Source organism: Tichowtungia aerotolerans (assembly GCF_009905215.1).
GTDB classification, from domain to species: domain Bacteria; phylum Verrucomicrobiota; class Kiritimatiellia; order Kiritimatiellales; family Tichowtungiaceae; genus Tichowtungia; species Tichowtungia aerotolerans.
In genome coordinates, this window is sequence record NZ_CP047593.1 from 1198176 (window position 1) to 1211536 (window position 13361).

Genomic DNA, 13361 nt, shown 5'->3' on the forward strand with positions numbered 1-13361 from the left:
TGCAGCCGCATCTCCGCCGGAGAACCAAACCCGTTTAATCCTGCAGTTCGATTTTCACCCGCATAAACTGCTGCGCGTCATCCTGCATAGAAATGCGATTGGTCACTGCATTGAATCCAACCGGGCCGGATCCGCTGCCAATTTCAATAAGTCCGCTGCCGCTCCAGTTGGTATTCACCAGATCGGAACCTGCCTCGGGGGTATAGCTCAGGCCTGCGTCAGTCTTGTCAGTACGTTCATAGTGGATATAGTAGAACCAGTTGGTTCCGTTTTCTTCGGCCACACTGATCGTCACACCCTGCCCCTGCGTTGAAGGATCGGACGGGTCGCCGTACAGAGCGTATTCGGCCAGATTGCTCTGTCCGTCACCGTCCGGGTCCGCGGCCATGGAGCTGTCCGCCACAATAAACCTGCTGATCCATGAACCATAGGCCTCCGTCGGAGTCTGAACGCTGCCATCGCTCAGTTTGATTGTCGAAGCTTTTCCGACCTGAGTGATGGTGAACAGCGAGGAGTCGGTCTCAACGACTCCGTCGACGGAAAGCTGGCCATTGGCAATCATTGCCGCCCAGATGCCGGCGGCGGATTCCGTTCCGGAAGCGGTCAGTTTGGAACCAAAGGTAATGCTGCCAGTGTTGCCGGTTTCAAAGTTGATTCCGAAATTACCCGTCAGATACCCGTCAATCTCGGTGCAGTTCAGCGTATCGAACACAATCTCACCGGAACCGTCGGCCAGCATGTCGAGGTTTACCTCAAACCAACCTCGCTCATCTGCCACGGTTCCGCCATCCAGCGTTCCAACATAAAACCGGCCGTTTTTCATACTGATTGTTGCTTTGGAGGCCCGGTTGGAAACGGTCAATCCACTGACAGCCTTGAGCGTTCCTGCCTCCGCATGACCGGAAAGCACATCAATCTGTATCGAATTGTCGTACTGGGACCAGAGAGTCAGCGTTCCCGGCACATTCATGTTCGTATAGGACGCATAATCAGTATCCGGATCATCAAGGATGTAAAGGGATGTGTAATCGGTTCCATCCGACCCGCCGCGCATACCGAAATCGCCTTCTCCGGCCGCATACACCGTTCCGCCAACCTGCACAACAGCAAGGTCCGACATGATCGGCCCGAACCAGACGTTGGCTGTTGTATAAAGCAACCCAGTTCTACTGCCGACTGGCTGTACCCCGCCGTCCCAGTTGGCATCAACCGTCAGCCCTCCTGAAGGATTTTCCGAATTTGCATACTGCCCAATGAACTTCGGATAGCCATAATAGGAACTCAGAGAAATTGTTGTGCTCAGTCCATTGCTGACAATCACAAAATCAGACAGGCTGGTGCTCGTCACACCATCAATAGAAACCCTCGAATTGCTGATCATTGCCTCCCATGTCCCGGCGGCACTGCTGTTGGTGCTTATGGAGCCGAGCGTAAAACTGCCCTGATTGCCACTCTCAAAGTTCAGTTTGAGAGTGGTTTCCAGTGAATTTTCCGCAAAATCGAGAGAGTCAAAAACGATGGCTCCTGTGCCGCCCGCCAGCATGTTGACAGTGGATTGCCCCTTCGTAATGGATCCCGCATGCAAAATCCCGTCCTTCATACTGATTACACCATTCCCGGGAGCAACCAGCTGAAGTAAATCAAGATCAACATGTCCCGAAAGAATACTCAAATCAATCGGGTTGCTGTAATGAGACCAGATCGTCAGCGTCGGAAGCGATAAATTGGTATAAGAGGCATAATCCGTATCCGAATCGTTAATGACATACGTGGTTGTGTTGGATGTCCCGTCCGACCCGCCGCGCAAGGCAACCTCGCTCCCATTCACTATGGTTCCGTCAATCTGCAAAATTGCCAGATCATACGCTACGGTTCCGAACCAAACGTTCTGCGTCTTGTATATCAGACCGGTTGTCGTCCCATCCGGAATTGATCCATCGGCCCAATTGGCATTCACATACAGTGCACCAACCGGTGCAGACGAATCATCGTTCTGCCCGATAAACGTCTCATAGTCGCGGTAAGGATTCGGGGCAATCGTCGTCGCGTCGCCATTCTGTGTAATCAAATAGGAAGAAATATTGGTATCCGCAACCCCGTCAATGGACACACGGCTGTTTGCAATCAGCCAGGCAATGCTGCTGCTCGTCGGCGGTGCACTGATGATGTTGCCTCCCAACGTAAACGATCCGGCATTTCCGCTTTCGAAGTTAATATAGATACCGCCCACTGCATAACCGGCCATATCGTCTATTACTACCACTCCGGTCCCTCCGGCCAAAAAGTTAAAATTGGCCTTCGGATTTACATTGGTCAATGAGCCGACATGAAAGATTCCATTTTCAATATCAATCGTAGGGGCGGTAATCAGATGAAGAGAACCCATTTCCACATGTCCGGAAAGCAGGCGTAATGTCGGAGCTGTGGTACTGGTCCAAATCTTAAAGATGCCGCTTACATCCAGGTTGGTATAGCTCGCGTAGTCGGTCCGGGGATCATCAATCTCATAGACAGCTCCATTGAGCAGATACAGTCCGTTATCCGCCGCATCATAAAGATATCCTCCCGTCTGACGAACCCCCATGTTATTCCAGTTGCTGCCCGTCCATGCATTTCCGGTATTGGTAATCACCCCGAGTGTCGGCGGAACTGACACAGCACCATCTGACCAGTTTGCTCCATTAGAGACATCCCCTGTGCCATCGTAATAATTAACTGCCATTACCGAACCGGCCCAGCTGAAAAAACAAACCGCAACGACAGCTGCGACCCTCTCCTTTAATCTGTTTCTCATCGGTTTCTCCTTTTTTTGCTCATTCAAAAAATTCAGCGCTGCGAGCCAAACTGCCCCCAAAAACCTTCCGTCTCACATTTAACAGATTTACTTATTGCATCTTATTGCACTGACGTCAACACAACAGTCATTGTTTTTTTAATCGATAAGTTATATTTGCATATATGTATTGCACATTATTGCCACGTACAACTTGGCCTGCACCCAGACTCCACAATCGAGAACGCTTAAACTCTGCCGTTCTTTCCCGTCTGCCAACATCTCCCTTGCAAAATACAGCCCAGAGTTTCCACAGTCAGGACAGCGGCTTTGAAATTGACCCGATCTACCGAAAAATCGTAAATTCGTGTCTCCAATGAACGAATTGACGATTCATTTTGATAACGCCCGCGAGGCGTCTGACCTCACCGACCTCTCTGCAAAAACTGTTGCGGATGTGGAACGGCTGTTCGACGTATCGCTGACGGCTCGGGACACGTGGCTCAAGATCGAAGGCGCGCGCGCAGAAGATGCCGCCCGTTTTTTCGAGGAGCTGCGCGCTGCCCGCGAACGCGGTCTGCCACTGAATAAAGCGCTGATGGATCACGCACTGAATGCTTTTGTAAACGGTCGCGAGGACGTCCTGAAAACCTTTGCCTCAATGCGGATCGACGTCAGCCCGCGCAAGCCCCCGGTTTTTCCGCGGACGCTCGGCCAGCAGATTTATCTCGACGCCATTCGGAACCACGCCGTCACGTTCGGTCTCGGTCCGGCCGGAACCGGCAAAACCTATCTGGCAATGGCAGCGGCCATCTCCGCCCTGCTGAATGATGACGTCAGCCGGATCATCCTGACCCGTCCGGCGATTGAAGCCGGCGAAGCCCTTGGTTTTCTCCCCGGCGACCTGCAACAGAAAATTGACCCATACCTCCGCCCGCTCTATGACGCGCTCCACGACATGCTGCCTGCGGCAGAAATCGAAAAACTGATGGAGCGCGGCGTCATCGAAGTCGCGCCGCTGGCCTACATGCGCGGGCGAACACTGAACCACGCCTTCATCATTCTCGACGAAGCCCAGAACACCACCACCAAGCAGATGATGATGCTGTTGACCCGCCTTGGGTTCGATGCACAGGCCGTAATTACCGGCGACCCGACCCAGATTGACCTGCCGGACAAAAAAAACTCCGGACTCCTGGAGGCATCGATTGCTCTTCAGAAAATAGATGATTTAGCCTTTGTTGAACTAACGGATGATGACGTAATCCGCCATCCGCTGGTCCAGGAAATCATCCGTGCCTATCGCCGCCACAGGGTATAACACCCGGAAAAGAGGCCGACCATGAAGCGAAAGCGTTCTCCCAAAAAAGTAAAGAACCGTGTTGCTGCCACAAAAGATGTGACCGCGCGCAAGAACCGCCAGCGCCTGCCGGTGTTCAACCTGCTGGTTGCCGTTCTGTGCTGGCTCGCAGTGGTCGTGCTGTTCTACAGCGGCCGCCTGGTTCGCCCGCAGAAACTGATTCTCGGACAGCAGGCCCCGGACACGATCGTGGCTTCTGTCGATTTTAATGCTGAAACACTTTCCGCCACACAAATCAAACAGCGGGAGCAGGCCGAACAGGTCCTGCCGGTATTCACAGTGGATCATTCCAATCTCGAGCGCGCCGGACAGGCTCTCATCAAACTGCTCCCGCGTCTGCGCTCACTGCCGGAGACCGAGGATCCGGAACGCAAAGCGCTGATTCGCGACCTGATCGCAGAACGGCTGGATCAATACGCAATTTCCCTGACTCCCGAAGAGCTTCTGCGAATTATTCCACCGAAAGACATCGACCTTAAAGAGGTGGTGACCCAAGCTTTGACCGGTCCGCTTGATAACGGAGTGGTTACCGAAGCCGACCTGGAAAGCAAATTCAACGGCATTGTCGCACACGGCAACGTCGCCGTTAAAAGCGGAAAAACCGAAACCATCCGGCCGCTCGACAGCTTCTCTCTCCAGTCAACCGCCCTGCAGAATGCAGTCCGTTCTATCGCAGAGCAGCTGCCGCGCGAGTATCGCGATGAAGAGGTAATTCAAACACTGGTGTCTCCATGGCTGCGTGCCAATGTCATCTACGACACAGCAGAAACTGCTGCGCGCAAAAAACAGGCCGTGGAACTGATCGACCCGGTGATTGAACCGGTCGCCGGCGGAACTGTTCTCATTCGAGACGGCGACCCGGTCAGTGAACAGACCCTGATTTGGCTGGCAGCTCACGAACAGAGACTGAACGAACTTGAAACTCCCGCGGAGCGCATCCAGCGCCTTGCCGCGCGGGGACTGTTACTGCTGCTCGGCATGGGGCTCGCTGTCGCGATCGCCGGAATCATTTCCCGTCCACTGCTGCGCAGCCGGAAAAAAGCGCTTCTGCTGTTGATTCTCTCTTTCCTTCCCATGCTGTTCGGAAAGCTTTTCCTCTACCTGACCGTAAACCTGCAGCTTCTTTCCCCCGCCGTCATCGACTACCTCGTTCCGCCGGGCATCGCCATCATTCTGGCATCCGTCCTGGCAGGCGGAACCGCCGGAATTCTGGTGGGCCTGTGGTCGAGCTTCGCCCTGGCCGCTCTGCTGGACAACAGCTTTGAGGTGTTTGTACTCGGACTGCTGGTAACCGTAACCGCTGTCTACACGACGCGCGACGTCAAACGCCGGTCGACCCTGCTCCGCGCCGGACTGTGGGTCGGAGCCGTTAAAATGCTGTTTGCTCTGGTTCTGGCGGTTTTAAACCAGCCGTCCTGGTGGGTACTGCTGACGCAGCTTGGAACCGCCCTCGTTAGCGGCCTGGTCAGCGCCCTGCTGGCAACTCTGCTGATTCCGGTGTTTGAACATCTGTTCAACGTCACCACCGATATATCCCTGCTTGAACTCTCAGACCTCAGCCATCCGTTGCTGCAAAGCCTGGCCATCAACGCGCCCGGCACCTATCACCACTCCCTCATGATGGCCAGCCTCGCCCAGAACGCCGCCGAAGCCATCGGCGCCAACGGGCTCCAGCTGCGCGTCTGCGCCTACTTCCATGACATCGGAAAACTCGTAAAACCCGGCTTTTTCAGTGAAAACATCCAGTACACTGAAAACCCGCACGACGACCTCGCGCCCAGCATGAGCACCCTCGTTATTGTTTCTCACATTAAGGAAGGCGTCACACTGGCCAAAAAGCATAAGCTGCCTCAGGTGGTCATCGACGGCATCGAACAGCATCAGGGAACCAGCCTCGTCTCCGTCTTCTACCACCGCGCGAAAACGCAGCAGCAGAAAGAACTGGCAGCCGACGGTTCCGCCTCCAGCAAAATCAACGACGAGGACTTCCGCTACGAAGGCCCGCGCCCGCAGAATCGCGAAATGGCGATCCTGATGCTTGCCGATTCCTGCGAGGCCGCCTCCCGCTCACTCGACAAACCGACGCCGGTTCGAATCTCCAACCTCATCAGCGACATCTTCGACTCCCGCCTGCGCGACGGCCAGCTCGACGAATGCAACCTCACCCTCGCCGAACTTCACACCATCAAAGAATCATTTGTCTTTTCGCTGACCAACATGCTCCACGGCCGCGTCGCCTATCCAAAAGATGAAAACAACACTGATAAACAATCAGACCGGAATTCGGATAAACCTTCCGAAACTCCGCCGACTGACAAATAAGCTGGCCGACTGCCTCGTTCAGGCAGATCCCGATACAGAATGGAGCGAAGTCTCCGTACTGCTGACAGATGATGACGGCATCATTCCCGCCAACCGGGAATATTTCGGGAAAAACCGCCCCACCGATGTCATCAGTTTCCGCTGCGAACCTGTCCCCGGCGAAGGAGGCACAACCGGCGACCTGATTGTGAACGTCGAATGCGCCCTGCGCGAAGGCCCCGCACACGACGGCCCCGACGCCGAACTCGCACTCTACATCGCCCACGGATTCGACCACCTGTCCGGAGCCGACGACAACACTCCGCAGAAACGCGCCGCCATGCGGCGCACCGAAAAGCGCTGGCTTGCGGCATTGCAATCAGAAATTAAAAATCTGATATTGAAATAAATGAATACAGAGTTTTTTGCATACAGCCTTGTTTCGCTGCTGACCGCCGGTTTCTGGGCCGTCCTGTTTTCCGCATTCCGCGAAAGCGGAAATGCCGGTATTTCCCGTCTGAGTGAAAAAAAACCGGATGCCAAACAATCGCTCGCCACCTGGGCGCCGCGCTGGAATCTATTGCGCACCACACTGCGTTTCTGCCTAACCCTCTTCGAACTCGGCGCCGCCGGGCTGGCCCTCAAAACATTTCCGCTCTCAACGCCGCTTCACTGGATCGGACTGCTGCTGATCATGGCCATTCTCTATATGGTCTTCATCCGTGTAATCCCGTTCGTGCTGGCGGAAAGCTACGCCGACCGCCTGTCGCTCACCTTCCTTCCGCTGGCCATCGGGCTCACCCGCCTGCTCACCCCCATCGTCTGGCCCATCTACGCCATGGAACGCGGACTCCTCGCACACGCCCTCTCATCCTCCGACGAAGATGACCGCCCCACCGCCGAAGAGGAAATCATGACCCTCGTCGAAGAATCGGCGGAAGAGGAACTCGAAGAAGAAGAGCGCGACATCATCCGCAGCGTCTTTGAATTCGGCGAAACCGTCGTGCGTGAAATCATGACGCCGCGCGTCGACATCGAAGGCATCAAAGATGACATGACCGGCGATGAATGCATCGACAAAGTCAAACACTCCCGCCACTCGCGCTTTCCGGTTTATCATGAAACCATCGACGACATCCTCGGAATGATCCATGTCAAAGACCTGCTCCGCCTCGTCGCGCAGGATCAGGAAAAACGCTCCGTTTCCGACATCACAAAAAAGATGAATGTCGTCCCTGAAACCATGCCCATCAATGATCTTCTCAAACAGATGCAGGTCCAGAATTTCCAGATGGCCGCCGTCGTCGATGAATACGGCGGCACCGCCGGCATCGTCTGCATGGAAGACATCATCGAAGAACTCGTCGGCGAAATCCGCGATGAATACGATCACGCCGAAAAAGATATCCAGAAACGCCCTGACGGCTCCATCCTCGTCAAAGCCAACCTCGCCGTCGACGACCTCAACGAAGAACTCGACCTCAACATTCCCGAAAGCGATGAGTACGACTCCATCGGCGGCTTCGTCCTTTCCGAACTCGGCAATATTCCAAAAGCCGGCGACACCCTCGCCTCCGGCGATCTCAAAATCACCGTCCAGCACGCCACCCAGCGCCGCATCCACACCCTGCTCATCAAACCCAACCCGCCGGCCGATTAACTTGTTTTATTAGTAGCGTCTATGTGCTTCTTCACGGTCAGCCAGTCGAGCGGATTGACTTTGTAGTAGGCGTGCAGTTCTTCGAAAAGCTCAGGATGGTTTTTCTGCAGTTGCCGGGGTTTTTCAAAAAAGGTTTCGGTGGCGACTGCAAAAAATTCGCCGGGGTTGGTGGCGCCGTAGCTGTCGAGCACATCGCGTTTGCCCCGCGCGGTTTCCCTGCGAAGCCGGTCATAGTCTGCCGAAAGAACTTTTGCCCAGCTGACATAGGCGGAACGGCTTCCAAGAATTGGAGCTCCGTCGGCGGCGCCGTCAACCTGATCCAGCTGATGAGCAAACTCATGCATGGTTACATTATGCCCGTCTTCCAAATTGTGGGCTCCGCCGAGTACGCTGTTCCATGAAAGCACAACCACACCGCAGCCCCAGGATTCACCGAGGCGCGTGCCCTGCCCGTTGTCACCGCCAAACATTCCGCGCTGGCCGGATTGATAGGTGTGCGGATAGACCAGAACCGTTTTCAGTTTTGGATAAACCTTCTGTTCGCGGCCAACCAGCAGCAGGCAAGCCTGAGCCGTGATGGTTATTTTAACCTCTTCGGTAATTTCCTGTCCGCCACAGCCCTCAAAACGAATCCGATCCAGAAACACCTGCATATACCCGAATAACTGCCTGCGCTGTTCTTCGGCGAGGCGCGCCACTACCGTAAAATTCCGCTCCAGAATCGGCTGCCATGTTTCCGGAGGAGGAGTTGCACGCAGCGTGCGGACACGGCGCAGCTTTCCCTGACGGAGGAGCACAGACACAACAACAGCAATGACCGCCAGAGCAACAAATAAAGATATATTCATAGCGACAGCTTATCCAGAAGAGGAGACTTTAAAAAGAGAGAACGAAGGGGTAGCGTCGCAGCATGCAAAACAAGATTCCCAAGCGGTCCGCAAAACAAAACCGACTGTACGAAATTATTTTCGAAGCTGAAACGCGCGGCGGCAAGCTGTTCGATGTCGCCCTGTTTGCGGCCATTATGCTGAGCGTTACGGCAACGATCCTGAACAGCGTGCAGTCTGTTCACGAAACGTATGGGGTCTGGCTGACCGGAATCAATTGGCTGTTTACCCTGCTGTTTACGGTTGAATACGGCCTGCGCCTCTACTGCGCCAGAAACCCGGTCCGCTATGCGCGCAGCTTTTTCGGCGTCGTGGACCTGCTGGCGGTGCTTCCGGCCTACCTGAGCCTGTTTATTCCGGGAACGCGCTTTCTGGACGTCATCCGCATCCTGCGAATGCTGCGCATTTTCCGCGTCATGAAAATGGTGCAGTATGTCAATGACGGCGACCTGCTGCTGAACGCGCTGACTGCCAGCCGCCGCAAAATCGGCATCTTCCTGTTCACCGTACTGACGCTGGTCGTGATTCTCGGCTCACTGATGTATGTCATTGAAGGTACGGAACACGGCTTCACCAGCATCCCGGTCGGCATCTACTGGGCTATCGTCACACTGACCACCGTCGGCTACGGCGACATTTCCCCGCAAACCGGGCTGGGACAGACACTGGCGGCCTTCATCATGATCATCGGCTACAGCATCATCGCCGTTCCCACCGGAATCATCTCGGCGGAAGTCGGCGCATCAGCCGTTCGCAAAAAACTGTCAAAAATCTGCCCGGCCTGCAACACTTCCGACCACGACCCTGACGCCGCGCACTGCAAACACTGCGGGGCGACCCTTGCCTAAACAGCCATCAGATCTTTGACGGCCTGTTCGAGGTCGGGCTGGCGAAGGAGACTTTCGCCGACGAGAACGGCGGCGATGCCGGCGTCTTTGAGCGTGCGGATATCATCGGCAGTGCGGATTCCGCTCTCGCTGATGAGAGTGCAATCGGCCGGTGCAAGCTCGCGCAAAGCCAGCGTCGTTTCGATTTTTGTCTCAAAGGTCTTCAAATTGCGGTTGTTGATGCCGATGCATTTGGCGTTGGCGGCGACCGCGCGTTTCATTTCCTCTTCGGTATGCACTTCGACCAGCGGGGTCATGCCGCAGGCCTGCACGAGATGAATGAAAGAAGTGAGCTCTTCATCGGTCAGCACGGCGACAATCAGCAAAACAGCGGAGGCGCCGAGCGCTTCAGCATGAAAGATCTGGCGCGGATCGATGACGAACTCCTTGTAGAGCATCGGCAGCTTGGTTGCCGCGCGAACTGCGGCCCACTGATCTTCGCCGCCACCGAAATATTTTTTATCCATCAGGCAGGAAACAACCTGCGCGCCGGCCGCCTCATAGGCTTTGGCAATTTCGGCCGGTTCAAAAGGAACGCGGATCGCTCCGGCGGAAGGCGACTGCCGTTTCACTTCGGCGATCAGGCCCATCGGAGCGGAGGTGAGTGCCTCGATAAAATCCGGTGTTGCGGCGCGGGCAGGCTTGCCGTCGCACGCGTCGCAGGTGTTTCCAACGTGTGGAAGCTCATCGACGACCTTTTCCAATGTCTGGAAATAATCGGGCTGCTCAATTTCAACACGTTTGTTCGCTACAATTTCAGAAAGGATATCCATTAGCTCGCGGCCTCTTTTTGTTTCATTTTGAGATATGCCTGAATGAAGGGATCAATGGCGCCGTCGAGAACGGCCTGTACGTTTCCTGTCTGCTCGTCAGTGCGATGGTCTTTGACCATGGTGTAGGGCTGCATGACATAGGAACGGATCTGGCGGCCCCATGCGATTTCCCCTTTGTCGCCGTACAGCTGTTCAGTGGCGGTACGCTGTTTGTCGAGTTCGTGCTCATAAAGTTTGGCTTTGAGCATCTTCATGGCTTTATCACGGTTTTTGTGCTGCGAGCGTTCGGCCTGACACTGCACGGTAATACCGGTCGGGATATGGACCATACGGACGGCGGAATCGGTGGTGTTCACGTGCTGCCCTCCGGCGCCGCTGGCGCGGTAGGTGTCAACGCGCACATCGCTGTCGGCAATTTCGATATCGATGTCGTCGTCGAGCTCGGCGGTGACGTCGAGCGCGACAAAGGAGGTATGGCGGCGCGAGGCGGAGTCGAACGGGCTGATGCGCACAAGGCGGTGAACACCACGCTCGCTTTTGAGGCGGCCGTAGGCGTAGTCACCGGAAATCTGGAACGTGATGCTCTTTAAACCGGCTTCATCACCGGGCTGGCGGTCAATGACGTCCACTTTAAAGCCGTGGTGTTCGGCGTAGCGGGTGATCATGCGGCTGAGCATATCGGCCCAGTCGCAGCTTTCGGTTCCACCGGCGCCGGCATTGATGCTGACGTAGGCGTTGCGCGGATCCATTTCGCCGCCGAGCAGTGACTGCATTTCCAAGGTTTGGAAAAGTTTTTCACCTTCGGCCAGCATGGTTTCAATATCCGCTTCCGCGGCCTGCTGGCCGGCTTCATCTTCGGCCTCGGCGAGTTCGTACAGAACCTCGGCATCGTCCACCAGAGTTTCGAATTCGGAATAGGGATCGAGAACAGTCTTGAGCGTCTTGGTGGTGGCGATGTTCTCGTTGGCGGCGGTCTGGTTATTCCAGAAGCCGGGCGCGGCGGCCTGCTCTTCGAGCGCTGTGAGGGCGGCGCGTTTTTCAACGATTCCGAGATAGCCTTTCATTTCGGTCAGGCGTTCACGAAGGACGACAATGTGGGGTTTCAGTTCTTCAAGCATGAGAAATCTTTCGGGATTTAAAGCGGAGAGAAATAAATAGCGCACCGGACGCGAGCAGGCAAGCCTGCGCAAAGCGGTCGCCGTGAAGGGTGTAGAAGGTCGGGGGCATTCCGACGTCAGCCGGACGCAGTGATGCGACCTGAAATCCCTGCGTGCGCGGTTCGAGAGTTTTATGAATCCGGCCCTTGGAGTCGATCGCACAGGTGACGCCGGTATTGGTGCAGCGAAACATCGGCAGGCGGGTTTCGACGCTACGGAACACGGCATGGGCCAAATGCTGAACAGAACCGCAGTCGGGATCAAACCAGGAATCGTTGGTCTGGTTGATCAGCCAGGAGGCTCCCTGCCGGGCGGCGCGGCGGGAGAGGTACGGCAGTGTGTCTTCGAAACAAATCAGAACCGAGAAGGCATACGGATTGCCGGGCAGGTTGAAAAGCGTCGTTTCTTTGCCGGGCGAGAAACTGGATTCGATCGGAGTCAGCGCATTGATGAAAGCGATTTTTTCTTCGAACGGGATATATTCACCGAAAAGAACAAGGTGCTGTTTGCTGTAGATGTCGAGCAGCTCTCCACGGTTGTTGAACAGCAGGGAGGAATTGTAGAACGCCTGATCGCCGTTTTCGAGCCATTCCATATCCATGCTTCCAGCGAGAAGCGGCACGCCTTCGGCGGTGAAGCGCTGGACCATTTCGGCGGAACGCTGACTATAGCGAACAAAATCGGGCAGCGCTGTTTCCGGCCAAATGACCAAATCCAGCTCAGGCGTGCGAACTGCCAGATCGGTCAGCTTTTCGAGCCGGTCGTAAATCAGTTCCGGATCGGCCATCTCCCAGTTTCCAACCTCTGGAATATTGGGCTGGATAAGTGCGGCATGAATGGTGTTATCAGCCGGAGCTTCCTTGGACAGCAGCACTCGCAGGCCGTACGAGGAGGCAAAAGCCAGCACAAACATTGAGACCATGAACTCAATATGCATTTTGTATCCGGTCTGACGCCGACCGGACGCATATTGAAGAAGGGTTACAGCAACGCCTGCGTTCACAAACACCATCAGCGCAGAAAGCAGATACACCCCGCCCCACGCGGCAATCTGAATGAGTGAAATCTGCGCGTACTGGCTGACGCCCAGCAGATTCCACGGGAAGCCGGTGATCAGAGTGGACCGCAGGTATTCCGACGCAGCCCATACAGCGGCCAGCGCGGCCATCCATCCAATGTTCGCCGACCGGCTCATGGTGCTCCACCCACCCGGGCGCGCCGACGTCAGCATTGCAAACGGGATAAAATACAGCGCGCTGTAAAGCGAGAGCGACAGATAACCCGCCCAGGTGACATGTCGCAGCCAGTAAAGGCTTCCAACAAAAAAGACAGCGCCGGCCAGCCAGCCCAGAAATGCCGCACGGCGCAGCGGCACACCGGCACAAGCCATGATCAACGGAACCAGAGCAATCCAACCGAAGAATCCGGTTTCGTGCGGCGGAAAGCTCATAAACATCAAAATGCCGGACACCACCGCGGCGGCAGGCCGCAGCCGTTTTGTGGTCGAGTCAGGCAGTCCTTTTTTCTGCTTTGTTCGAGAAATCATCTTTTCCGGGTTGGTTG

10 protein-coding genes are annotated in these 13361 nt (G+C 55.4%); 5 read left to right on the plus strand and 5 right to left on the minus strand.

The annotated features are described in order from the left end of the window. Positions 1-34: 34 nt before the first annotated feature. Positions 35-2794 carry a hypothetical protein gene (locus tag GT409_RS05090; protein WP_160627567.1) on the minus strand — a complete coding sequence of 920 codons (2760 nt, stop codon included), beginning with the start codon at positions 2792-2794 and terminating at the stop codon, positions 35-37. Positions 2795-3149: 355 nt separating this feature from the next. On the opposite strand from GT409_RS05090, the gene GT409_RS05095 reads away from it, so the two are divergent. From GT409_RS05095 to GT409_RS05110, 4 genes are read left to right on the plus strand one after another with little or no spacing between them, the layout of a single operon-like run. After that, positions 3150-4094, plus strand: coding sequence for a PhoH family protein (locus tag GT409_RS05095; protein ID WP_160627569.1), 945 nt, complete (start codon positions 3150-3152; stop codon positions 4092-4094). A gap of 21 nt (positions 4095-4115) precedes the next feature. Further along, the gene (locus GT409_RS05100) at positions 4116-6455 is read left to right on the plus strand and encodes an HD family phosphohydrolase (RefSeq protein WP_160627571.1); all 2340 of its coding nucleotides are present in this window, start codon (positions 4116-4118) and stop codon (positions 6453-6455) included. Beyond that, positions 6382-6843, plus strand: a complete 462-nt coding sequence (gene ybeY, locus GT409_RS05105; RefSeq protein WP_160627573.1) for an rRNA maturation RNase YbeY — start codon at positions 6382-6384, stop codon at positions 6841-6843. The genes GT409_RS05100 and ybeY overlap by 74 nt, the downstream gene beginning before the upstream one ends. Beyond that, entirely contained in the window at positions 6844-8094 is a 1251-nt protein-coding gene (locus tag GT409_RS05110) for a hemolysin family protein (protein WP_160627575.1), read from the plus strand. On the opposite strand, the gene GT409_RS05115 is transcribed toward GT409_RS05110, so the two are convergent. Continuing rightward, a complete protein-coding gene (locus GT409_RS05115) occupies positions 8091-8942 on the minus strand; it encodes a M90 family metallopeptidase (RefSeq protein ID WP_160627577.1) in 852 nt (283 codons plus the stop codon). The two genes, GT409_RS05110 and GT409_RS05115, sit on opposite strands and share 4 nt — an antisense overlap. A 62-nt stretch (positions 8943-9004) precedes the next feature. Here GT409_RS05115 and GT409_RS05120 point away from each other — a divergent pair, with 62 nt between their 5' ends. Continuing rightward, complete coding sequence (locus tag GT409_RS05120; protein ID WP_160627579.1) at positions 9005-9829, plus strand: ion transporter; 825 nt, start codon at positions 9005-9007, stop codon at positions 9827-9829. Here the strand turns inward: GT409_RS05120 and trpC are convergent. The 3 genes from trpC to lnt are packed head-to-tail and all read right to left on the minus strand — an operon-like array spanning position 9826 to position 13344. Continuing rightward, positions 9826-10641 (minus strand): indole-3-glycerol phosphate synthase TrpC, encoded by an 816-nt coding sequence (gene trpC / locus GT409_RS05125; protein ID WP_160627581.1) that lies wholly within the window; start codon positions 10639-10641, stop codon positions 9826-9828. The two genes, GT409_RS05120 and trpC, sit on opposite strands and share 4 nt — an antisense overlap. After that, positions 10641-11759 carry a peptide chain release factor 2 gene (prfB, locus tag GT409_RS05130; RefSeq protein ID WP_160627583.1) on the minus strand — a complete coding sequence of 373 codons (1119 nt, stop codon included), beginning with the start codon at positions 11757-11759 and terminating at the stop codon, positions 10641-10643. Before prfB ends, trpC begins: the two co-directional genes overlap by 1 nt. Then, entirely contained in the window at positions 11752-13344 is a 1593-nt protein-coding gene (gene lnt / locus GT409_RS05135) for an apolipoprotein N-acyltransferase (protein WP_160627585.1), read from the minus strand. Before lnt ends, prfB begins: the two co-directional genes overlap by 8 nt. Positions 13345-13361 lie beyond the last annotated feature (17 nt).